The sequence below is a fragment of the Micromonospora sp. NPDC005203 genome (genome assembly GCF_042872705.1).
In the GTDB taxonomy this organism is placed as follows: domain Bacteria; phylum Actinomycetota; class Actinomycetes; order Mycobacteriales; family Micromonosporaceae; genus Micromonospora.
The window spans coordinates 252,512-276,134 of the sequence record NZ_JBIAKV010000003.1; the positions used below are offsets into that span (position 1 = coordinate 252,512).

Annotated in this window: 16 protein-coding genes; 9 read left to right on the top strand and 7 right to left on the bottom strand. The window is 71.1% G+C overall.

From position 1 onward, the window contains the following. Positions 1–7: 7 nt before the first annotated feature. Positions 8–2,641, bottom strand: coding sequence for a hypothetical protein (locus tag ACFYPM_RS11005; RefSeq protein ID WP_387194039.1), 2,634 nt, complete (start codon positions 2,639–2,641; stop codon positions 8–10). Positions 2,642–2,827: 186 nt separating this feature from the next. Between ACFYPM_RS11005 and ACFYPM_RS11010 the strand changes: the two genes are divergently transcribed. Both ACFYPM_RS11010 and ACFYPM_RS11015 read left to right on the top strand, forming a co-directional pair. Next, positions 2,828–3,670, top strand: a complete 843-nt coding sequence (locus ACFYPM_RS11010; protein WP_387194042.1) for a MerR family transcriptional regulator — start codon at positions 2,828–2,830, stop codon at positions 3,668–3,670. A 115-nt stretch (positions 3,671–3,785) separates the two neighbouring features. Continuing rightward, complete coding sequence (locus ACFYPM_RS11015; RefSeq protein ID WP_387194044.1) at positions 3,786–4,871, top strand: hypothetical protein; 1,086 nt, start codon at positions 3,786–3,788, stop codon at positions 4,869–4,871. Positions 4,872–4,934: 63 nt separating this feature from the next. On the opposite strand, the gene ACFYPM_RS11020 is transcribed toward ACFYPM_RS11015, so the two are convergent. Both ACFYPM_RS11020 and ACFYPM_RS11025 read right to left on the bottom strand, forming a co-directional pair. After that, positions 4,935–5,444 (bottom strand): hypothetical protein, encoded by a 510-nt coding sequence (locus tag ACFYPM_RS11020; RefSeq protein WP_387194047.1) that lies wholly within the window; start codon positions 5,442–5,444, stop codon positions 4,935–4,937. A 298-nt stretch (positions 5,445–5,742) separates the two neighbouring features. After that, positions 5,743–8,289 carry an ABC transporter permease gene (locus tag ACFYPM_RS11025; RefSeq protein WP_387194050.1) on the bottom strand — a complete coding sequence of 849 codons (2,547 nt, stop codon included), beginning with the start codon at positions 8,287–8,289 and terminating at the stop codon, positions 5,743–5,745. 263 nt (positions 8,290–8,552) lie between these two features. Between ACFYPM_RS11025 and ACFYPM_RS11030 the strand changes: the two genes are divergently transcribed. Then, a complete protein-coding gene (locus tag ACFYPM_RS11030) occupies positions 8,553–9,767 on the top strand; it encodes an MFS transporter (protein WP_387194053.1) in 1,215 nt (404 codons plus the stop codon). Positions 9,768–9,812: 45 nt separating this feature from the next. Here the strand turns inward: ACFYPM_RS11030 and ACFYPM_RS11035 are convergent, their stop codons facing one another. The 4 genes from ACFYPM_RS11035 to ACFYPM_RS11050 form a co-directional block, all read right to left on the bottom strand. Beyond that, positions 9,813–11,618, bottom strand: a complete 1,806-nt coding sequence (locus tag ACFYPM_RS11035; RefSeq protein WP_387194055.1) for a substrate-binding domain-containing protein — start codon at positions 11,616–11,618, stop codon at positions 9,813–9,815. Positions 11,619–11,664: 46 nt separating this feature from the next. Further along, on the bottom strand, positions 11,665–12,963 hold the full coding sequence (locus tag ACFYPM_RS11040) for a protein kinase (RefSeq protein WP_387194058.1): 1,299 nt from the start codon (positions 12,961–12,963) through the stop codon (positions 11,665–11,667). A 93-nt stretch (positions 12,964–13,056) separates the two neighbouring features. Then, on the bottom strand, positions 13,057–14,196 hold the full coding sequence (locus ACFYPM_RS11045) for a substrate-binding domain-containing protein (protein WP_387194060.1): 1,140 nt from the start codon (positions 14,194–14,196) through the stop codon (positions 13,057–13,059). Then, a complete protein-coding gene (locus ACFYPM_RS11050) occupies positions 14,193–16,148 on the bottom strand; it encodes a heparinase II/III family protein (RefSeq protein ID WP_387194062.1) in 1,956 nt (651 codons plus the stop codon). Before ACFYPM_RS11050 ends, ACFYPM_RS11045 begins: the two co-directional genes overlap by 4 nt. Before the next feature lie 264 nt (positions 16,149–16,412). Here ACFYPM_RS11050 and ACFYPM_RS11055 point away from each other — a divergent pair, with 264 nt between their 5' ends. The 6 genes from ACFYPM_RS11055 to ACFYPM_RS11080 all read left to right on the top strand — a co-directional run bounded on the left by ACFYPM_RS11055 (position 16,413) and on the right by ACFYPM_RS11080 (position 23,591). Next, positions 16,413–18,416: a DUF2264 domain-containing protein gene (locus ACFYPM_RS11055; RefSeq protein WP_387194065.1), complete on the top strand. Its 2,004-nt coding sequence runs from the start codon at positions 16,413–16,415 to the stop codon at positions 18,414–18,416. Positions 18,417–18,458: 42 nt separating this feature from the next. Next, a complete protein-coding gene (locus ACFYPM_RS11060; protein WP_387194067.1) occupies positions 18,459–19,763 on the top strand; it encodes an ABC transporter substrate-binding protein in 1,305 nt (434 codons plus the stop codon). 116 nt (positions 19,764–19,879) lie between these two features. After that, a complete protein-coding gene (locus ACFYPM_RS11065) occupies positions 19,880–20,743 on the top strand; it encodes a carbohydrate ABC transporter permease (RefSeq protein WP_387194070.1) in 864 nt (287 codons plus the stop codon). Continuing rightward, positions 20,743–21,639, top strand: coding sequence for a carbohydrate ABC transporter permease (locus ACFYPM_RS11070; RefSeq protein WP_387194072.1), 897 nt, complete (start codon positions 20,743–20,745; stop codon positions 21,637–21,639). The genes ACFYPM_RS11065 and ACFYPM_RS11070 overlap by 1 nt, the downstream gene beginning before the upstream one ends. A 5-nt stretch (positions 21,640–21,644) precedes the next feature. Beyond that, positions 21,645–22,322: a hypothetical protein gene (locus tag ACFYPM_RS11075; protein ID WP_387194075.1), complete on the top strand. Its 678-nt coding sequence runs from the start codon at positions 21,645–21,647 to the stop codon at positions 22,320–22,322. A gap of 84 nt (positions 22,323–22,406) precedes the next feature. After that, complete coding sequence (locus tag ACFYPM_RS11080; protein ID WP_387194078.1) at positions 22,407–23,591, top strand: glycoside hydrolase family 88 protein; 1,185 nt, start codon at positions 22,407–22,409, stop codon at positions 23,589–23,591. Positions 23,592–23,623: the final 32 nt, after the last annotated feature.

Genomic DNA, 23,623 nt, shown 5'->3' on the forward strand with positions numbered 1-23,623 from the left:
CGGAGGGTCAGTCGGTGCCGGCACCGACGGACGCCCCGGCTTCCTCCACGTAACCGAGCGGTGGACCGAGCAGCCGCTCGATGGTGGGCGCGTCGGTGAGCAGGCGAGGCGAGGCGGCTCTCCGCCGGGTCAGCGCCCGTTCCAGGCGGCTCAGAGCGCTCCGGTCGGCATCGTCCAGACCAGACGCGGACTGCTCGTCGGGCAACACCTCCCGCAACAGTACGGCCGTCGTCGGAATGCCGACGCGATCCGCCGCCACCGCTCCCTCACGGACGGCGAGCACCTTGAACCGGGCCCCGGCCAGGAACACCGCCTCGTCCAGATCCTGCTGTTCGGCAAGCGCGCCGGCCTGCCGCGCCGTACGCGACCAGACCAGGTAGTCGACGTCGGCACCCTCCACGGCGAGGTCGCTGGCGCCGCTGACACTGCGGAAGCCGGGCTCCACCAGCAGCCCACCCTCGGGGTAGAGGTGTCGCGCCTGGTCGGCCACCCGACCCTGGCAGAGCATCGCCCGGCGGTACGGCGGCAGGCGACGCAACCCGGACACCAGGCATGGCAGGTAGCCAGGCAGGCTCGGTGCCCGCCCGGCACGCAACCCCGCGTTGAGCCGGGCCGCCCCCGCCTCCGACCGGCCGAAGAATACGTGCACGGCGACGAAGTCCGTCTTCGCCGACGCGGAGATGCCCTGCCGCAGCGCGGGCCACGCGGCCAGGGCGGCGTTGACGGTGGTGATCGAGTCGGTGAAGGCCGGGCCGAGGCTGGCAGCGAGGTCACGCTGTTCCGCTGCGGTGCTGGCCCGGTCCTCGACGGGGTCCGCCACGGCCGGCGCGTAACGGTGCACCGCGCGCCCGCCGGGGTACGCGGCAGGCGCGCCTCGAAGCGAGGGGGTGAGCGCTTCATCGCCTGCCGAGGCGGGGGCGCTGGCGACAGCCGGGCGTTCGGGCTCGCCCAGATACGGCCCGGAACTGGTGATCACCGGTGGCGGCCCGGCGGCCGGTCGAGGCGGGGGCGAGGGCTCGCCGGTCAGATCCTGCACGGCCGGTTGGCCGCCGGCGCTCGGCAGCGCCTCGGCAGCGGCTGCCGACCGTCTCGCGACCGGCAGGGACTCGACGCGTCGCCGCGCGGCGGCAGCCGGCGCCGTCGGGTCCACGAACTGGTGCACTGCCCCGGCTGGCACCGCTGGCTCCACCGAACGTTGCGCCGCCCCGGCCGGATCCACGAACTGGCGCGCGGTCGCTGGCGGCCAGCCCTGCGCCGCGGCCTCCGCTGACGTGGCCTCGACCGCCGCCATCGGCGGAGGCGGTGACAGCGGCACCGCCAGCATCGCCTGCTTCGCGAAGCTGCTCCGCCGATCGGTCGCCCCGGAAGGCTGGCCGGTGCCCGTCGCCGAGGTCGCCCGGACGTCCGCCGGCAGCCCCGCGAGGGGTGCCGCCTCGGCGCGCAGCGCCGCTTCCAGGCGTACCCTCGTCGCCTCGCCGGTCTGCCCCACCAGGGTGAGGCCCGGTGCTCCGCCGGCCGCGACGAGCATCCGGCACAGTTGGTCTACGAGCCGGTCGGAGTCGCGGACGTCGACCGCCAGCACCCACTCGGCAGGGTCGACGAAGGCCATGCCGTCGGGCCGACGGGCACCCGCCGTACGCAGCAGGACGCCGGATGGGACCACCTCGGCGAGCAGGTCCGGCACCATCGCGTGGCGGTAGAGACGGCTGCTGGCGCGTACCCAACCGTCACTCAGCACGGGTGGTGACTGGCCGGATGCCCGTCGGTGCTGGCCCGGCTCGGGCACCGCCATCGGTTCGGCGACGGCGGCCGACTCGTCGAGTGCCGCCGCGAGTGCGGTCACCCAGTCGGCGCGCGGCGGCGGTGCCGTCGGGTCGAGCAGTGCGGTCTCGATCCGAACGATCGTCCTCGCCGGCAGACCCGCGAAGATCCCGGCGAGCGACCGGGGATCCGGTGGTGGCTCGCCGACATGGCGCAGGAGCAGCGTCGGCCGGTATCGGTCCACCGGCATGTCGTAGGCCGGGTCACCCACCGCAGCGGGTGCGGCGGCCGAGGCACGCAGCAGCACTCCGGCGGGGACGGGATCGGCCACCAGCCCAGGCAGCACCACCGCCTGGTCCGGCAACGCCGGCTCCCAGGACGGAGCCGGGTAGCGGTTGCCGACCACCGGGCTGCTGGCGCCCGGCCGGAAGGACCGCCAACCCCAGGCGCCCGTGCCGCCCGCCGCGTAGAGGGTGCCGTCCGGTGTGGCGTGTACGGGACCGTCCGGGGCGAGCAGTTCGACGCCGGTGCGGGCCGCCAGCCGGGTCAGCCAGGAGGCGTACGCCTCGTCCGGCCGGCCGAGGCCGCTCGCGGCCACCCAGACCCGTCCGACGCCCCACTCCTGGGCCGCACCCTCGACCACCCCGCGCAGCACGCCACCGCAGGCGGCGCTGCGCACGGCGCGCTCGGAGGTCAGGACCAGCACGTCGTCGGACGCCGCGACGGCGGTACGCACCAGCTGCCACAGCAGCGACGGCGGATCGTCCCCGTGTGAGATCACCGCGGCCGAGCCGTGCCACTCCACGAAGAGTTCGTGGCCGGGGGGCGGTGCGGCGCGGACCGGTCGGCGGAGCCAGCGCGGCAACCACAGCAGCGCCATCCGCCTCGGCCCCCCAGTTCGTCGGGGTCTCGAACCAGCCGCACCCCGATGTGCTGAGACTGACGCATCGCCACCGGCACGGCTTGCGACATCGGCTGGAGGTGTCGTCTCGGGGGAAATCCCCCGCCAACGCGGCGCGACGTCGGCGCTTGACCTTGTGGTTACCGCAGGGGCCAGCATGGAGCCATGTTGTCCATCAGCGATTTCAGCGAGATGTGCCATCTGTCGCCGCAGGCGTTGCGGTTCTACCACTCCGCGGGTCTGCTGGTCCCGGCCGAGGTGAGCGAGCAGACCGGCTACCGCTCGTACACGTTCGACCAGGTCGAACGCGCCATGCTGATCACTGTGCTGCGTGGCACCGGGATGAGTGTCAAGCTTGTCCGCCGGGCGCTCGACGAGCCGGACACGGCGGCTGCCCTGCTGGAGGCGCACAGCGGCGACGTGCAGCGCCAGCGACAGACCCAGGACGAGGCGATCCGTGACGCGCGGGAGTTTCTCTCCTCGTGGCCGGAGGTGCACCTGCGCCACGCACCCGAGATGACAGTGGTGTCGACGCTGGTTGCTGGACGGCCGGCCGGGCACGACCGGTCTGAGTGGGACGAGTCCGAGGCCGTCGCCACCGTGCAGGAGGTGGTCAGGACCGTGGAGTCGTGCGGCGCTGTCGTGGCGGGGGTGCCGTGGCGGACCCCGGCCATCGAAACCCCGGAACAGAAGCGGCAGAGCAGCAGCGGCGAGGGGCCGTGGTGGTTGGTGAAGGTGCCCGTCACGGCGGACGCGGGAGCGTTCGCGGCCCTGTCCCGCGTCGTCGAGGTACAGGCCTTCGACGCCCGGGACGAACTGTCGATCTTCATTCCGGGCAGGACCACGACTGCCAAGTACGCGACCGCGCTCTCCCGCCTGCTGACGCATCCCCTCGACGGCGCCTTCCCCGACCTCTCCCGCACCCGTCACCTGCTGCACGACGACGGCGTCGAGACCAGAGTCGCGATCTGCACGCTCGTCGAGACGGACGCCGGCCAGGTGACCTGACACCGCCCACCAGTAGCGGACAACCGACACCGCCGCACTCGCTAGCCGACTGTGACCATGGGATCACCACGCGCACACTCCTCCCCGACATGCTCCCGTCGAATTGGAGGAACAGATGCGTCTCCGATCGTTCGTCACCGCGGCCCTGGCCGCCGTCCTGGCCGCCGGCGCACTCGTGCCGGCGGCACCGGCCGCGGCGGCCACCGCCGACCGCTGGGGCTTCGCGTACGTCAAGGACCCCACCGTCGCGGTCTGGACCGTGCTGGACACCAGCCGGCAGTGGGGTAGTTGGAAGACCGCGTTCCCGGCCGCCTGGGCCACCGGCATCAAGCTCGCGCCGGGCCGGTTCCAGGTGCGTTTCCCGCAGGTGGGCGCCGGCGCGCGGGGCGTGCCGCACGTGACTCCGGTGAACCGGACCGGGCACTACTGCGAGGTGGTCCGCTGGTTCCAGTCCGGCGTCGACGAGATCGTCGACGTGCAGTGCCACAAGCCGGGCGGCACACGCGACGACACCCCGTTCACCGTGCTCTGGACGACCAGCTCGGGCGTGCTGCCGGCCGGCACCTCCCACGCGTACGTGCAGTGGAGCAGCGCCCTGGTGGCGCAGTCCTACAACTCCACGGGCGTGGTGAACACGGTCGGGCCGCTGGGCGTCGGGCAGTACCTGGTGCGGCTGCCCGGGGTGGGGCTGGCCGGGGTGCTCGCCGGCGACGTGCAGGTCACCGCCGTGCAGCCGAACGCCGGTCCCCGCCGGTGCAAGGTCTACTCCTGGAGCGCGGTCGGCACCGGCGTACAGGTGTACGTCTTCTGCTACGACCAGGCCGGCGCGTTCGTCAACACCGACTTCGTCCTCTCCTACCACCGTCGTCGGCCCGTGATCGGCTCCCTCGCCCCACCGTCGTACTTCGGTTACCTCGGTACCGCCGTCGGCGGTCCGACGAACGACAACTCGGTGCTCGGTGTCGGCGCGAACACGGTGGCGCCGCTGGTGCCCGCCGGCCGCTACCTGGCGACCTTCCCGCAGGTGGGTCTCAAGGAGACGCATGCCCAGGTGGTGGCGCAGGGCGCCGGCAGTAACTACTGCCACCTCACCCAACCCTGGCCGTACGCCACGAACGCCGACGTCGACGTGATCTGCTTCGACAACGCCGGCGTGGTCACCCCACACCGCTTCCTGGCCACCTTCACCTCCCGGCTCTGACGCCGGGCCGGACCGGCGGTGGCCGTACCCAGGTCACCGCCGGGCGCGGCGGGCACTGGTCAGTCAGCGCGCGAACGCGGAGGGCAGGCCGAGTTCGGCCCGGGCCACCTCGACGAATCGGCGCTCGGCCTCCCACAGGGCGTCGAACCGATCCGCGGGCAACGCCTCGGCGCCGCTGCCCGCTCGTGTGGCCGCCAAGAGCCGGGCCTGGCGCACCAGCTCCGACGAACCGCTCACCACCTCGACGTCGCCGGCCACCAACCGCAGCGCGGTCTTGGTGCTCTCCAGTCGCTCCCGGTAGCGGCTGCCCTCGTCGTCGAAGAACGGCATGAGATCACCTGGATCACGCGGGCGCGGCACCGCGGTGATGCGGGCGGCCGGGTTGAGGACGAAAGCCACGTACTCCCGGACCGCGCCGACGAAGTCGGTGTACGCGTGCAGCCGAATGTCACGCCACTGTCGATCCTGGTCGCGCCGCCACAGCCGATCCTGTGCCCGTACGGTGAGCCACCCACCGATCAGGACCGCCAGCATCGTCGTCGTCGCGGTGACACCCGCCTGGATCAGACTCACCGGCACCACCGTTCGTATTGATCGGTAACTCACCCTACCGCCCGTTGTCACCCGCTCCGCAGTTCGCGCGACGGCCCCGGTCCGGCCGGTGCCCATGGGCACAACCGGCGCTGCCACGACTCCCCGCGACCGCGGACTTTCCGATCACGATGGAGGTCTACGGCCCGGTCTCGCCGTCGTCCAACTTGCCGAGCACCACGTCGACGCCCGTCCTCGACGTGTTCGGGGCGCAGGGGTCCCCAACGAGGCCCCGGCTTCCTCGAAGCGCCTGAGTCGATCGCTGGGAACGGGCAGCAGGCTATGGCGTGGCGATGGCGTCCAGGACGTTGATCCGGGCTGCGCGCAGCGCGGGGAGGACCGCTGCGAACACACCGATCACGCCGGTTCCCACGAAGTAGACAGCCATCTGCCCCCATGGCACGACGAGTTCACTAATGCCCTCCTCCTCGAGGACCTGCACGGCGGCTGCCCCCAGGGCGCCTCCGACGACAACACCGAGCAGCGCGCCGAAGAGCGAGATGATCACCGCTTCCACCATGATCATTTTTGCGGTCTGCGTCCGGTTCAGCCCGACCGCCCGAAGCAGGCCGATCTCCCTCACCCGCTCGATGACCGACAGCGCCTGGGTGTTCACCACACCCAGGATCGCGATGAAGATAGCAAGGCCCAGCAGCATCTGGATCATCAGCCGGATCTGGTCGAGCGACGCGGTCTGCTGGTCGGCGAAGCTGGAGAGGTCGACCACCGAGACCTCCGGATCCTCGGCGAGCAACGCCTCGATTTGCGGCGTGACATGATCCACCGGCACGCCGTCGGCGAGTTGCACGTACCCGAGCGAGATCGTCGGCGCGCGGAGGTACTGCGCGGCGTCCTCCGGCAGGGCCATCCCACCAGGGAGATCGGATTCCGGGTAGATGGCAGTGACCGTGTACGTCCGCTGCTGCCCCTTGGCGAACTGGACGGCCACCGGGCTGCCCAGCGACAGCCCCAGGTCAGTGGCGTGGTCCTGATCGACGACAATGTCCCCAGGGCCGAGCGTACGTGGATCGCCCTCAACCGGACGCAGCGCGAAGACCTCGGTCAGCGCCGCCAGGTCATTGATGACCGTCACGTACCGCTGGTCGCCGTTGACAAGGGCCTGGTCGCGGTAGACCGCTGCCGCCGCCCGCACTCCGGGCAGCGCCGCCACCTGGTCGAACACCTCGGCACGCACGCCCGGCGGCTGGAGCCCGGTCTGCTCGCCGCGCACCACGAGGTCGGCACGCAGTGACCCGGAGGCCAGCCCACGGATACTTTCCGAAGCCGAGCCGAGGACCACGCTGACGGCGGTGACCAGGGCGATGCCCACCATCAGCGCTGCCGACGTGATCGCGGTGCGGCGCGGATTCCGGCCAGCGTTGAGCTGGCCCAGCCTGCCCGGCATGCTGCCGGCGAAGGCGGTTCCGAGCAGCGCCACCGCAGGACGGCTGAGCACGGGAGTAAGCAGCGAAACCCCGACGAACGAGGCGAGCACCCCGAAGAGCACGGCGACAGTCGCGCCGGGCACCACGTCGGTGAGGCCGAGGACCAGGAGCACCGCGCCGACACCGCTAATCGTGGCGCCGATCGTCGCGAGGCGGGTCAGCGGCCGGTCCGGCCCGGCGGCGTCCACCATCGCGGCGATCGGCGGGACGCGGGAAGCGCGAGTCGCCGGAACGACCGCAGCGATCACGGTCACCACGATGCTCATCCCGAAGGCTGCGACGACCGCCGACGGCGGCACGCTCAGCCCGGCCAGGGTCAGGTTGCCGCTGTAGCGGCTGACCAGGAACGCCAGCCCGGCACCGACACCGACCCCGGCAGCCAGACCGAGCACCGCGCCGACCAGGCCGATGGCCGTCGCCTCCCCCAGCACCGAGAGCATCACCTGCCGGCGGCTGGCGCCGATCGAGCGCAGCAGGGCCATCTCCCGGGTGCGTTGGGCAGCGATGATCGAGAAAGTGTTGAGGACCAGGAAGATGCCGACGAACAACGCGACCGCGGCGAAGCCGAGCAGAATCTGGCCGAAGAACGCCAGCCCGTCCCTGAAGCCGGCAGCGGCCTCGTCGGCCAGGTCCGCACCGGTATTGACCTGGTAGCCGCCACCGAGCGCCTCGCGCACCCGATTACGGAGCTCGATCGGCTCGACTCCTTCGGCGGCACGAACGTTGAGTCTGCTGAACACGTCGATACCGCCGAGCATCAGGCGCTGCGCAACCGGCTCGGTGAAGGCGACGGACATGGTGCCGCCCAGGGTGTCCCGCCCGCCGCTGTAGCCGAAGATGCCGACCAGCGTGAAGGCGCGCCGTGGCACCAGAGTCAACACGTCGATCGAGTCGCCGACCGCGAACCCGCCGGCCTTGGCGAGCGAGGCGTTGACGGCAATCTCGTCCTGCGCGATAGGACCTCGGCCCTCCCGCAACCTGACCAGCGAGCTTTCCCCAGTCCAGTTCTCTCCGACCCGGGGCGCGCCGACCGACGGGATGACCTTTCCATCGCCGCCGACCACCCGCACGCCGTCGACCGACACGACGCCGGTCACCTGCGCCACGCCGGGTACCGCGGCGACTCTGTCGATGAGGGACGCCGGCACGCTCGGCGGCGCTCCACCGCCATCGACCTCGGCGACGTCGACGTTCGCCGTGCCGGTCACGCCCACGTCGGTGTCCGAGTACACCGAGGAGAACATCGAGTCGAAGGAGCGGCCCAGCGTGTCGGTGAGGACCAACGCTCCGGAGACGAAGGCGACCCCGAGGACGACCGCCAGCGCGGACATCGCCAGCCGTAGCTTGCGGCTCAGCAGGCTCTTCAAGGTGGCCCGAATCATCAGTCGACTACCGCCGTCCGGTCGAGGTCACATCGATGTGCGTTCCGCCCGGCCGCCCCGGCCGGCCTTGCGCGGCTTCAACTTATCCACGGCTTGCGAATGCCGCGTCGACACTGCGGACGATTTCACCGTTCCGAAAGTAGGGTCGTCGCCTCAGGGGAATCCCTGAGGCGGAATAGAAATGCGACGAGCCGGTGGCGTTCAGTCTGACGATTCGGCACACTCTTGCGGACGCCTGCCGACTCGAAGGGAACAACCGACGAATGTCGTTTGCTGTCGGACGCCACGTGTGCGTCCTGCTGGCCATCGCCCTCTCCGCCTTCATCTTCAACACCACGGAGAACCTGCCGATCGGCCTGCTCAATATGATGTCGGCTGACCTCGGCGTGTCCCTCCCGGCAGCCGGCTTCCTGGTTACCGGGTACGGCGTCGCCGTCGCCGTCGTGTCATTGCCGATGGCGCAACTCACCCGGCATCTGCCCCGCCGTTTCGTGCTCTCCGGCGTGCTTGTCGTACTGGCCGTGGCGACCGTCGGGTCCGTACTCACCGACTCGTACGGCGTCCTGCTGGGCGCTCGCATTGTCGTGGCCGTTGCACAGGCCGTGTTCTGGGCCGTCATGGGTTCGGTGGCGGTGGGGCTGTTCGCACCCGCGATACGCGGCCGGGTCCTCGCCGTGACGTCCGTGTGTGGCTCGCTCGCGAATCTGCTCGGCGTTCCCGCCGGCACCTGGTTGGCTCACCACAGCCGATGGCAGCTGCCGTTCATCGTTCTCAGCATCAGCGCGCTCGTCGTCGCCGCCCTCATCGCCGTGCTGCTGCCCACCACCCGCCCGGAGGAGAGCCACGCCGCGTTCGGCTCGGCCCCGGACCGCCGGCACTTCGTGGTCGTGCTGCTCACCACGGCGGTGGCGACGACCGGTCTGTACACCGGCTTCACCTACATCGGTGGGTTCATCACCGAGGTTGCCGGCTTCCCGGAAAACATGGTAGGCCCACTCTTGTTCGTCTACGGCGGCGCCGGAATCCTCGGCGTCGTGGCGCTCGGCCACCTGCTGGACCGACAACCGCGCGCGTCGCTGATGCTCGCGGTCTCCGCGCAGGCGGCGGCAATGCTGCTGCTCTTTCAGTCCGCTGGTAATCAGGGCATGGTGATCACCGGCCTCGCGCTGCTCGGTTGTTCCGCCGCACCCATCTTCACGGCCACCCAGGCACGCATCCTGCACGTGAGTCCGGGCCGCACGGAGATCGGCTTCGCCGCGAACTCGGCCGCCTTCAACGTCGGCGTCGCAGCCGGCGCACTCGTCGGCGGCGCCGTGCTGTCGGCGTTCGGGGTCCGCGGCGCGTTCCTCGTCGGGGCACTGCTGACCCTCGCCACAGTCGCTCTCCTGCTGGGTGAGCCGTTGCTGGCCGCGGGGGGACGCCGAACGCCCGGCCCCGCCGGTCTGGTCAACGCGGGCAGGTTTCCCGGGGGCCGGTGAGGGCCGCGACGAGTCTCCCCGGACCGTAGCCGGCCGGGAAGTACGTCAGAAGCTGCTGACCAGCTTCACGAACGCCTCGTCGATGGTGGCGGGATCGGTGGCGTCGAAGGCCTTACCCGCCGATGCCTTGGCGATCCGGTCCAGGGTGGCGAAGTCCGAATCGCGGTCAAAGGCGATGCAGAACACCTTCACCGGACGATCCGGGTCCAGGGCCACCTCGGCGAGCAACCGGTCCAGGTCGTTGTCCTGGTTGTACTCGTTCTTGCCGTCGGTCAGCACGACGATCGCGTTGATCCGCTGCGGGTCGTACCTGTCGCGCAGTTCCCGGTGTGCGGCCCGGATCGTCGCGTAGAGGGCGGTGCCGCCGGCGACCTGAAGGCCGGCGATCTTGCTGTTGATCCGCTTCTGGTCGAAGTCGCCGAGCGGGACCTCCTCCCGGTAGGGGCGCTTCGGGGGTGTCTCGGAGGAGAACGACCAGAGCCCCACCCGGTCCTCGGTGTTGAGCAACGCGAGACCCTTGCCCGCCGCCGCGGAGGCAACCTGGAAACGGCTACCTGCGGTGCCGACCTGCACATCCATCGACCCCGAGGTGTCCAGGGCGATCAGGATGTTGGCCTTCTTGCGCAGCGTGTGCCAACCGTCCAGCATCGCGTCGACCACCTGCGGATCCGGGGGCGTGAAGTAGGTGAGTCCGGCGGTGGGCTCGGGGCCGACGCTGGCGAGCAGCTCCGCCGAGGCGCGGCCCTGGTGATCGCGGAAGCCGAGGCGGGTGAAGCTCTGCTGCTGGTCGTCCTCGGTCAGGAACTTCTGGAAGTCGGCGGCCGCCGCCTGCTGCCGCCGATCGGCAGAGCGCAGCACCACGAACGGGTGGTCCAGGTTGAACGTGCCCTCCTTGGGATGGACGGCGACCAGCGGGACGTTCGGCCGGCGACCCCGCTCCTGCCCGTCCTGCCGGGGGCTCAGCGCACCCGTGTTGTAGAGGTTGACCAGTTCCTCCTGTAGGACGATGGCGCTCATGTCGTCCGGGCGGCCCGCGCCACCGGCCAGGTCCGCCTCGGCAAGACTGCGCAGCAGGTCCACCGAGTCGTCGCTGTAGTGCGCCACGTTGGCCTCGATCCGCCTGACGAACTGGGTGACCGTGGGGTTGGCCAGGTCGGACCGCTTCAGGTCGCTGGACAGTTGCGCCGCCGCGTAGTACGTGGCGATGGTTGCCGCCAGCCCGGAGGTGGACAGGTTCGGGTTGTCCTTGCCGAAGGTGAAGCGGCCCCACTCCGGCTTGCCGAAGCTCGCCCACCCGTCCCGCCCGGACAGGCCCAGGATCTCCCCCCAGCCCAGCGCCCCGCGCTGACGCACCAGCTCGGCCTTGGGCTGCGGCATCGCGATCACCAGTGGACTGTTGGCGATCGACGGGTACTGGGCCGGGGTCTGTGGCTCCCGTCCGGCGGCCTGGTCGAGCAGCCGGAGCTGGCCGGTCCACAGACTCGACGTCGGCAGCCACACCTGTGGTTGCGGCAGGCCGGTATCGGTCCAGCCGGTGGCCAGCGCCTCGGTGGCCTGGCCCGAGTTCAACGCGCTGACGTGCACCTGGGCGCAGCCACCACCATCGATCGGCCGGTCGTCGCGGTTGTAGCGCTCGGCCAGGTCGACGAGCAGGGCCGACTTCTCCGTGGAGGAGTTGACTTCGAGGGTGGTGGTGCAGTCGGCTTCGCGCTGCCGGACGACCACGAACGCCCCGGCAATGACCACCAGGCCGGCGGTGACGGCAGCGGTGTACGGCAACCACTGCCGCGTACGCGTGGCGGTTGGGGGCATCGGGACGTCCTCCTCGGCGGGCGGGGCGGTGGCAGTCAACCTATCGATGCGACGCCAGCCGGCGACCCCGACCCCAGCGCGCGTCTCACCCCCGGTCGGGTCGCCCCCCGATCGCCGTCGCGACCAGCAGCCGGACCAGGTAGACCACGACGAAGGCGACCGCCCCGACCGCGGCGGCCGGACCGACCGCGCTCGACGCGACGTAACCGGCGGCGGCGCCGACCGAGCCGAGGAAGAGCGCGGTGGAGATGCCCCAGGCGTCCGGGGCCTCCGTCCGTAGCCGCCGCATCGCGCCGCCATCACCAGCGCCGACGACGGACTCCGTCGCCGGCGGGTACGCCGGCTGGGTCACCGGCACGGGCGCCGAACGGGTCGGCACCGACACGTGCGCCGGCTGGGTCGGCTGGGCCTGGGTCGGTATCTGCGGTCGCGTCGGGCGCGGCTGCGGTGCCGTGGGTGTGACCGGTGGCAGCGGGTGGTTCGGTGTGGGCGCGCCCGCGGTCCTGTTACCGACCTCGAGCAGGTGGTCCCGACGCAGCGGATCGGTGACCCGGCCATCCTGGCGGAGCAGCCGCACCAGCACGCGCTCCGCGGCCGGCCGGTCCGCCGGGTCCTTGGCCAGGCACTCCCGGATCAGCTCGTCCAGGACGGGAGGCAGCGCCGGCAGGTCGGGCGGGTCGTTGAGCACCCGGTGCATCACGGCGAAGAGTGAGTCGTTGCCGAACGGCGGCCGCCCACCGGCGGCGAAGGCGATCGTGGCGGCCCAGGCGAAGACGTCGCAGGGCGGACCGACCGCATCGTTGCGGAACCGCTCGGGTGCCATGTACGCGGTGGTCCCCATGACCCGGCTGGTCGCCGTCTCGGTGACGCCCAACGCGCGGGCGATGCCGAAGTCGATCACCCGGGGACCGTCCTCGCCCAGCACCACGTTGTCCGGCTTCAGATCGCAGTGCACCACGCCGGCACTGTGGATCGCGGCGAGCGCGGTAACGGTGCCGACCGCGAGCCGGTGCAGGGCGTTACCGGTCACCGGACCGCGTTCGCGGACGTGCCGGTGCAGGGTCAGGCCCTCGATGAACTCGCTGACCACGTAGGGCCGTTCGCCGTCCACCTCGGCGAAGAGGACCTGCGCGGTGCAGAACGGAGCGACCCGGCGTGCGGCGGCGATCTCCTTCACGAACTGCGACCGTGCCCGTGGATCACTCAGATCGACGTTCACCATCTTGACCGCGACCCGGTCACCGGCGTCGTCCTCACCGAGATAGACGACCCCCTGCCCACCCGCGCCCAGCCGGCCGACCAGCCGGTACGGGCCGGCGGTGACCGGGTCGTGCGTCCACAGTTTCGCCAACCCCGGCACCGGCGCGCCGGCCAGCTCTGACATCCCGACTCCATCAGTGTCGTGCCCGGCCACCGGCGGCGCAGGACACGGCCATCGTGCCATGTCCGCCGCCGGTGGCCGAGGACGGAAGAGAACCTACGCGGGTGGCGCCGCGGTCGATCCCCGGATCCGCAGTGACGGGCTGATGACGATCCGGTGGGTGGGGAGGTCGGGGTCGACGAGCCGGTCGGCGACGAGACGCACGGCGGCCCGCCCGATCGAGCGTCGCGGTGGTCGGACCGCGGTCAGCGGTGGGCTGAAGAGCCCGGCGACCTCGTCGTCGTACGCCACGATGGAGAGGTCGCCGGGAACGGAAAGGTGCCGCTCCTCGCAGTGCTGCACCAGTGCGATGGCCTCGGCGTCGGCGTGCACCAGCAGCGCCGTCGTCCCGGTCGCCCGGCACCTGTCGAGGACGTCCTTGAGCGCGCTGTCCCGCTCCGGTGACCGGGCGTCGGGCACCGTGGCCACCACCGTCGCGTCCGGGTCGAGGCCGTACTCGATCGTGGCGTCGATCCAGCCGCGCCGTACGTGTTGGCTGGTGGGGCTGTTGGCGTCGAGCACCAGGCCGACCTTGCGGTGTCCGAGCGAGGTGAGGTGGCGTACCGCCATGGCCGCACCGAGCGCGTGGTCGGTGACCACCGACTCCATGACCGCGTGGTGGCTGCCCACCGTGGCGGTGCGTTCCAACAGGACGACCGGGACGCCGACCTGGTCGAGCCACTCGATGGTGTGCTCGGCGCTCGGCGCGTCCATGCTCGGCGCGACGATGAGCGCGTCGACGCCCATCCGCTCCACCAGGCGGGCCAGTTGCGGCTGGTCGTCCTCGGTGTCGTAGGAGGAGCCGCGCAGAACCACACGCATGTCGAGCTCCCGGGCGGCGCCCTCGACCCCGCGGGCCACGTCCGGCCAGTAGTAGTCCAACGAGGGCACGAGCATCCCGAGGGCGCGCCCGCCCAGTGGGGTCAGACCGGCGACCGACGCCTCGTCTGCCGCCGGGGCGTCGTCCGGCAGGATCAGGGCGACCCCGCCGTGGACGCGGCGGACCAACCCCTCGGCGGCCAGCTCCGCGATGTCGCGCCGGATGGTGACCGGTGCGGCGCCCAGCACCTGGGACAGGTCGGAGACGCGCATCGAGCCGTCGCGTTGCAGGGCTGCCAACAGTTGCTGGCGGCGGACGACCTGAAGCGGCCCGCGGGAGGACTCCGCCGTGCTGACGACGGGACTGTCCTTGGTCATGGGGGACCTCCGAGGAGCGCTTCGTGCGGCGAGAGCTCTTGCATGACGACGACGAGCTCGCCGGCTGGGCCGAACGCGGTGACGTCGATCGCGAGCCGGGTCAGCTGTTCTCCCCAAACGTCGAGGTGCAGGGGATCCGCGATCTGCCGGATCGTCGCGGCGCAGGGCGCCGATGCCGGCTGCCAGCTGAGCCCGAGCCGGCCGGCGCCGTCCAGGGCGGTGACCTCGGCGCGGCCGTCGCCGAGCCGTACCTGGCCGGCGACGAGCAGGTGGACGTGGGTCGGCGGGGCTGTCTGGTCCCGGTCGGGTGCCCAGGGGTCGAGCTCCCAGGCGTCGACGATGACGACGCGTCCACTGTGGCGCTCCAGCCGCGAGCTGCGCCACCAGTGCCGGACATCCGCGCGCGGGTACGCCCCGGCGACGTCCAGCCGCAACTCGGCGTCGACGCCCTCGGTGGTGGCGGTGACGTGCCGGGCGGCGAAAGTGTGGCCGGGCGCCTGTGCGGTGCCGCGAATGTGCGGGACGTTGTGCCAGTCACTGCGCATGGTCCAGATGTCGTACCGACCGGGTCCGAAGGTGTGCGCCGTGTAGGTGGGACGCCCGGCGTCGACGACCACCGGCACCCCGTTGAGGGCCACCACGATGCTGCCCACGTCGTTGTGGTTGTGGTGTTCGCCGTTGTGCCCGCCCTTGACCGCCAGCGTCAACCCGCCGGGACTGCCGGCCGCCGCGCGGGCGAGCAGCACCTGGACGGAGGGCAGCCACACGTCGCGCGGCAGCGGTGGGGACGCCGGGGCGGCGGAGGTCCACGCCGGGTCGGTCAACGCCAGCAGCAGCCGGCCCAGGCCGTGTTCCTCGTCCGCAACGGGCGCGTCGGGACGGCGGTGCGCCGCGGCGTACGCCAACGCGTCGGTGTCCCCGACCCGGCGGGCGGCCCGGTGTAGGGCGTGCCAGGGCTGACCCCCGGAGGGCCGGGCCGACCCGTCGGCGTGGTTGAGGTACCAGCCGCCGCCCAGGTGCATCCGGTGCGGGAAGGCGACGGTGTGCCGCAGGGCGTCGGCCGGCACGCCGTCGAACGTGCCACCGGTGGCGTGGGCGAGCAGGTCGAGTGCCTCGTGGGCCCGACACGCGCCGTTCCACCAGTAGCCGTAGCCCTCGTCGATGGCCCCGTCGCCGGGCAGCGACGCCACGTACCGGTCGAGCCCTTCGACCACCAGGTCGACAAGCCCGGCGCGCCGGGGTGGGTCGTCCACCAGGCGCAGTACGGCGACGAGCACGTTGCCGTGGATCCACGGGCTCCAGTTGTGCACGTCGCCGTCGAGGCCGAGCCAGTGCCAGTCGCGGCGCTGGGCGAACGGTGTGAGCACGCGCCTGTCGACCTCGTGTCGGATCCGGGCCCGCAGGCCGGGGGCGTGCGCGTCGAGCGGCTCGCCGAGCAGGTGGTCGACCCAGGCCAGTTGGGCGGCGACCTCTCCCGCCCCGAGGTCGACATAGGGATCGGTCACGGTCGGCAGCACCGCGCCGTGCACGGTGCGGGTGTCGTCATGCGCCGGCCAGCACCAGCTGCTCTGCTCGCACAGCAGGGTCACGCCGTCGACCACCTCGTCCAGCCAGGTCGGGTCGAGGGTGACCGCGGCGAGCATGGCGGCCCGGGTCAGGCGCCGCTGCCGGGCGAAGACCACCTGCTCGTACGTGTCGCGTTCGCCGTCGCGGAAGTACCGGGCGTACTGGTGGGCCAGTGGGAGTGGCCAGGGGGTGGCGAGGTCGTCCTCGGCCCGGGTGCGCAGCTGTCGCATCGTGGGGGCGTGCGGGTGCGCCCACACGGCACGCTCGCGCGCCGGCGGCACCGGCAACGATCCGTCCGGTGGCGCGAGTGCCCGTGCCAGCAGGTCCGTGCGGTTGCCCGGCCAGGCCGCAGCCAGAGGGCCCGCGAAGCGCTCTGCGACGGTCATGGCCCCTCGGACTGATAGAGCGAGTCTGAACGATTTTGATCGTATCAGAGCACTTAGCGCAGTCGAGTGCCCGCGGTGACGCCATGTCGACGCCGCAACGTGCATCCTTTTGATCAGGTGTGTTCACATCGGTCGAAGAGAAGCATTGACTTGCTCTGTTGTGAGCGTTTTACTTCGGAAACGCTGCGGATGCCTGCGCGTCACATTAGCGGCACGCCCCGCTCGCCACCTTCACGGAGACGGATCGATGCGACAGGACCTCGGATGACGTTCGGGACGGCCGGCTGGCCGGCACCGGGGACAGACCTGGATGCCAGCACCGCCGCGACCTGGAGCCGGGACGACTGGTTGGCCCTCGCCGACCGGATGCTGGCCGCCGCCCGTCCGTTCGCGTCGCCCGGGCACGCCCTCGTCACGTTTCCCGGGCCGGCGGGCGGTTACGGACAGGCCGTCGACGGCCTGGAGGGCTTCGCCCGCACCTTCCTGCTGGCCGGCTTCCGCATCGCCGGCGCCCAGGCAGTGGGCGTGGACGACCTCGTGGACCGGTACACGGCCGGCATCACCGCTGGCACCGACCCGCGCTCTCCGGACCGCTGGGTACGCCTGGACGAGCACCCCCAGGCCAAGGTGGAGGCGGCCTCCATCGCGCTGGTCCTGGACCTGACCCGCCCGTGGATCTGGGACCGGCTGCCGTCGGCGGTGCGGGGGCGGGTGGTGGACTATCTGCGCCCGGCGGTCGGCGACGACACGTACCCCCGGATCAACTGGGTCTGGTTCCGGCTGGTCGTCCAGACGTTCCTGCGATCGGTGGGCGGGCCGCACTCACTCGACGAGATGAACGAGGACCTGACCACGCACGACGGCTTTGTCCGCGGCGACGGCTGGATGTCCGACGGGCCGGACCGCGCCTACGACCACTACGTGGGCTGGGCCCTGCACCTCTACCCGACGCTGTGGTCTCGGATGGCCGGCGCCGCCGACCTGGCCGAGCAGCGCCGCGAACGGGACCTGGCCGGCCTCGACCGCTTCCTGAGCGACGCGATCGCGCTCGTGGGCGCCGACGGGTCTCCGTTGATCCAGGGGCGGAGCCTGATCTACCGCTTCGCCGCGGCGGCGCCGTTCTGGGTCGGCGCCATCGCCGGTGTGCCCTCGGTCAGCCTCGGCCGGTTGCGCGGCGCGGCCACCCGCATCGTGCGCCACTTCGTCGCCAACGACGCCCTGGACGAACGCGGCCTACTCACCCTCGGCTGGCACGGGCCGTGGCCGCGACTGGCGCAGTCGTACTCCGGGCCGGGTTCGCCGTACTGGGCCAGCAAGGGCCTGCTCGGCATCGCGCTACCCGCGGACCATCCGGTGTGGACGGCTCCCGAGGAGCCGCTGCCGGTGCAGGAGCGCGACGCGGTCCGGGCGATACACGCGCCCGGTTGGCTGGTCTCCAGCACCCGCGCCGACGGCATCGTCCGCGTCGTCAATCACGGCACCGACCACGCCGTCGAGGGTGCCACCGTCTCGGACTCCCCCCTCTACGCCCGACTGGGCTACTCCACCGCCACCACTCCCGTCCTCGACGACAGCGGCTGGGCCAACCCGCTCGACCAGTCCGTCACTCTCGTCGACGACGCGGGTCGGGTCACCCACCGCGCCGGCATGCGCCTGCTGACCGTCCACGTCGACACCGACGGGGTGGGTGTGGCCGGGTCACGTGCCCTCGCCCACTGGGTCGACCCGGATCCGGGTCAGCGCGATCACGGCGGCGGCCACGTGGGCCGTCACCGACCGGCCGGGCACCTCACGGTGTACTCGCTGGTCCGAGGCCCGTGGGAGCTGCGCCTGACCCGCGTTGACGGCCTCGCCGACGGCGTCGAGGCGGCCACGCTGTGGCTGCGGATCGGTGGCTGGGCCGTTTCCGGGGACGCCACGGCGACCGTCAGCGACCGGGCGGCGGTCGTGACCGGCGCCGGCCTGACCAGCTTGCTCGCCAGCGTGCAGGGCGGCGGGACGGCCGGCGCCACCGCCGTCCCGCGGGGCGGACCCCTGGCCGGCGGGCTGGTCGTGCCCTGGCTGGACCACCCCGTCCGGCCGGGCGCATGGGTCGCCACCTTCACCGAGTTGTCCAGGGTGCCGGCGGCCACGGCCGGGCAGGCATGCCAGGCCGTGGTCGACGAGGACGGCCACGGCCTCCACCTGGCGGTCGACTGGCCCGACGGGATCAGCACGTCGACCCGTCTGGACACGGAACATCCCAGGCCCACCCAAGCGGCCTGGTAGCAGTGCGGGCCCATCCGGGCCCTTGACCTGAAGGAGAAAGGGATGAAGCGTGCGATACCGGCCGTCATCAGCGCTGCGACGGCCCTGACGCTCGTACTCACCGGCTGTGGGGGCGGAGACGAGCCAGTCGACCCCAACGCCCCTGTGACGATCACCCTGGCCGGCTGGAGCCTGGCTTCCACGCCCGAGTTCAAGACGCTCGCCGACGGCTTCAAGGCGACCCACCCGAACGTGACGGTGGAGCTCAAGGAGTACGCCCCGGGCAACGACTACGACACCCAGATGATCACCGACCTGGCCGCCGGCACCGCCCCGGACGTCTACGTCATGAAGAACCTCAAGAACTTCTACACGTACCAGAGCGGTGGTCAGCTGCTCGACGTCTCCGACGCCGCCTCCGGTCTCGCCTCGATCCCGGGGCTCGCGTCGTACCAGGTGGACGGCAAGGCGTACGCGGTGCCGTACCGGCAGGACTCGTGGGTGCTCTTCTACAACAAGGACCTGTTCGCGAAGGCGAAGGTGACGCCCCCGGACGGTAGTTGGACCTGGGACGACTACACCGACGCGGCGAAGCGACTGCACACCGGGCTGAAGGGGGCCGGCTCGAACGCGACCGGCGCGTACCAGCACACCTTCCAGTCGACGGTGCAGGGATTCGCGCTCGCGCAGACCCCCAACGCGGACCTGCTCTCCGGGAACTTCGGCTTCCTGAAGCCGTACTACGAGAAGTCACTGGACCTGCAGGCGGCCGGCGCGCAGCCGACCTTCGGCACGGCGAAGACCAACAAGCTCACCTACCAGGCGCAGTTCGGCAAGCAGCAGTCGGCGATGCTGCTGATGGGCACCTGGTACGTGGCCACGCTGCTCAACCAGCGCAAGAGCGGTGACGCCGACAAGTTCCAGTGGGGCATCGCGCCGGCGCCGCAGTTCGACAAGTCCACCACCGGTACCTCCGCCACGCCTGTCACCTTCGGTGACCCGACCGGCCTGGGGATCAACCCGAAGATCAGCAAGTCCAAGACCGCCGCGGCCAAGGACTTCCTCAAGTACGCGGCCGGCCCGGACGCCGGCAAGGCGCTGACCGGGATCGGCATCACCCCGGCCCAGGTCACCGACGCGGTCACCGCGACGCTGTTCGGGCTGGACGGCGTACCGCAGGACGAGCTGTCGAAGTTCGCCTACGCCAAGCACACCATCAAGCCGGAGAACCCGGTGTCGAAGCACACCGCCGGTCTGCAGAACCTCCTCAACGAGACGCACTCGGCGATCCTCTCCGACAGCAAGGGCGTCGACGCGGAGCTGAACAAGGCGCAGGACCGCGCCAAGAACGAAGTCCTCAACCAGTGAGCTGATGGCGGGACCGGCGCGCCTGAGCCGCACGCCGGTCCCGCCCCCAGGCCGAACGCTCCCGGAGACTCCCTATGGCAACATTGCCGCGCACGAGACCCAGGAACCGGCGGCTGGTGTCGCGTAACACGGTCGCCGGCTGGTCGTTCATCCTTCCCAACTTCCTCGGCTTCGCCCTGCTCACCCTGCTGCCCGTCGTCGTGCTGTTCTACGTGGCGTTCACCAACTGGAACGTCTTCGGAGTGGCCGAGTGGACCGGCACCGCCAACTTCCGGCGGATGTGGGACGACTCCAGCTTCTGGACCGCACTGCGCAACACCGTCTACTACGCGGTCTTCCACATTCCGCTGACCCTCGCGGCAGCACTCGGGCTGGCGCTGCTACTCAACCGCAAACTGCGCGGCGTGCGGTTCTTCCGTACCATCGCCTTCTTCCCCTACATCACCTCGATCGTGGCGATCGCGGTCGTCTGGAACCAGCTGTTCAGCCCGGAGTACGGCCCGATCAACGCTCTTCTCGGTGCCGTCGGGGTGGACGATCCGCCGGGCTGGACCGCGTCGGCGACCTGGTCGATGCCGGCGGTCATCATCGTCGGCACCTGGCGGTACATGGGCTACTACATGCTGCTGTTCCTGGCCGGCCTGCAGACCATCCCGGCCCAGCTCTACGAGGCGGCCGAGACCGACGGCGCCTCAGCGTGGCAGCGGTTCGTGCACGTGACCCTCCCCGGGTTACGGACCACGACCTTCTTCGTCACGGTGCTGCTCACCATCGAAAGCTTCAAGGTCTTCGACCTCATCCTCGTGATGACCGGCGGCGGACCGGGCCAGTCGACACTCGTGCTCTCGCAGTACATCTACCAGAAGGGCTTCGAGGAGAACCAGTTCGGCTACGCCTCGGCGGTCTCCATCGTCCTGTTCGCCATCTGCTTCGGCATCACGGTCATCCAGTTCATGGTCAACAAGCGGAGGAACAGCTGATGACCGCGACCGACCTCTCCCTGTCCACCCCGGCCGTCGCCGCGCCCGGCGATGGCGGCGCGCCCCGCCGACCGGTCCGGTCCCGGGGCGGGCGGCTCCTCGGGTACGCCGCTCTCGTGCTCGCGGCGGCCGGGCTGCTGCTGCCGTTCTTCTGGATGGTGGTGGCGTCGTTGAAGACCAACAACGACGTCTTCACCATCCCGATCACCTGGCTCCCCGATCCCGTGGTGTGGCGAAACTACGTCGACATCTGGCAGCGCTCGGACATGACGACGTGGCTGTGGAACACCCTGCTGCTGTCGGTGATCGTCACCTTCCTGCAGGTGTTCACCGGCAGCTTCGCGGCCTACGGCTTCGCCCGGGTCCGCTTCCCCGGCCGCAACCTGCTCTTCCTGGCGTACGTCGGGACGATCGCGGTGCCCTGGCAGTCGTACATGATCCCGCAGTTCATCCTCATGTCGAAGCTGCACCTGTCGAACACGCTGTGGTCGATCGTCGCGATTCAGGCGTTCGGCGCGATCGGCGTGTTCCTGATGAAGCAGTTCTACGAGACGATCCCCGAGGAACTCAGCGAGGCGGCGCGGGTCGACGGGCTCAGCGAGTACGGCATCTACCGACGGATCATCCTGCCGTTGTCCCGGCCGGCGCTTGCCAGCCTGGCCCTGCTGACGTTCACGACCACCTGGAACGACTACCTCGGGCCGCTCGTCTACCTGCGCAGTCCGGAACTGCGCACCATCCAGTTGGGGCTGAACACCTTCATCACCCAGTACAACGCCGAGTACGCGCTGATCATGACGGGCTCGGTGCTGTCCGTGCTGCCCGTCGCTGTCATCTTCCTGCTCGGCCAGCGCTACTTCATCGAGGGCGTCGCCTCGACCGGACTGAAGGGTTGAGGCCCGTGCGTTCGCGCCACCACAGCATTTCCGCCGTCTTCGACGGGATCTACGCCGCGCTCGCCACCAACGTGCTGCTGGTGCTCGGTTGCCTGCCACTGGTGACGCTCGTGTTCACCACCGACGCGGCGCGGTCCTGGCCGCTGTACGCGCTGACCGCTCCGCTCTGCGCGCCCGGGCTCTGTGCGGCCTTCGCGGTCATGTCCGCCTACTCGGCCGGCGACACCGGCGGTGTGCTGCGCACCTACGGCCGCGCCTGGCGAGCCACCGCCCGGCCGGCGATGCTGTGGACGGCGGCGGCCATGACTGCCCTGGTGGTGCTCGCCGTCGACGCCCGCGCCGCGTGGGGCCACCGGGTCGGAGCACTTGCCCTGCCGGTGCTGGCGACCCTGATCGTCCTCACCGTCGCGACCGCGCTGCTCGGGTTGGTGACCCTCGCCGACCGGCCCACCGCGCGGTTACGCGAGGTGGCCCGCACCTGCGTGTATCTGGCGGTGCGTCGGTGGTACCTCACCGCCGTGTCCCTGCTCGTGCTCGTGCTGCTCGCCCAGCTTCTGGCGGCCCGCCCCGCGATCGCGCTCGGCCTCGCCGCCGCGCCGCTGCTCTACGTCGTCTGGGCCAACAGTCGCTTCACCCTGCGCGCCGCCCTCGACCCACCGACCGTCGAACCCCAACGCATCTGACCACCACGATCCTGCCACTGGGCCGGGACGCCGCTGGCACGCCTGCCCGGCACCGGACCGGATCCACGAGGGAGAACAGCATCCATGACGGCGACCGACGTCCGTCCCAGCTCCGACGCAGAGGCCACGGCGGCCGCGGTGGCCGCCGCGATCCGCACCGTCGACGCGAACATCGCCACCTTCGGCGACCGGTACCCCGCGGACACCACCGACGCCAACCGCTACCCGCTGCGGCCGGCGAGCGCCGGCCAACCCGAGGGTGCCAACGTCGGCTGGACCACCAGCTTCTGGCCCGGGCAGCTCTGGCTGGCGCACGACCTGACCGGTGACGACCGCCACCTGCGGGCCGCGCTGTCGCACGTGGACAGCTTCGCGGATCGGGTGGACCGCGGCATCGACCTGGACACCCACGACCTCGGGTTCCTCTACACCCTGTCCTGCGTCACCCCGGCCCGTCGTACCAACGATTCGCGGGCCCGCGGCGCGGCTCTCGCCGCCGCCGACCACCTGATGACGCGCGTCCTCGAGCCCGCCGGAATCATCCAGGCCTGGGGCGACCTCAACGACCCCCGCCAACGGGGCCGCACCATCATCGACAGCCTCATGAACACACCGCTGCTCTTCTGGGCCAGCCAGACCACCGGCGACGACCGCTACGCCGCCGCGGCCCGCCGGCACACCACGCAACTGCGCCAGCACATCGTGCGTCCGGACGGCACCACCTTCCACACCTTCTACTGGGACACCGACAGCGGCGCCCCGCTGCGCGGCGAGACCGAGCAGGGCCACGCCGACCACTCCTGCTGGGCTCGCGGGCAGGCCTGGGGCATCTACGGGTTCAGCCTCAACCACCGGCACCTCGGCGATCCCGCGCTGCTCGCCGCCGCGATAACCTGCGCCGACCACTTCCTCGCCCACCTGCCCGACGACCACGTCGCGTACTGGGACCTGGAGTTCGGCGACGGCAGCGGCCAGGAGCGGGACAGCTCGGCCGCGGCCATCGCCGTCTGCGGCCTGCTCGAACTCGCCGACAACCTCACCGATCCGGCCAGCGCCGGCCGGTACCGGGCGGCCGCCGCCGAGATCCTGCGCTCACTCATCGACCACTACTCCACCGGCGGCCAGCCGGGCTCGAACGCGCTGCTCCTGCACGGCGTCTACGACAAGCCCAAGGACGTCGGCGTCGACGAGGGAACCCTGTGGGGCGACTACTTCTACCTGGAAGCCCTCACCCGCGCCACGATCCCCGGCTGGGCCAGCCCCTGGTGACCACCGCGACCGACCCGCACCGCCCCGCATCC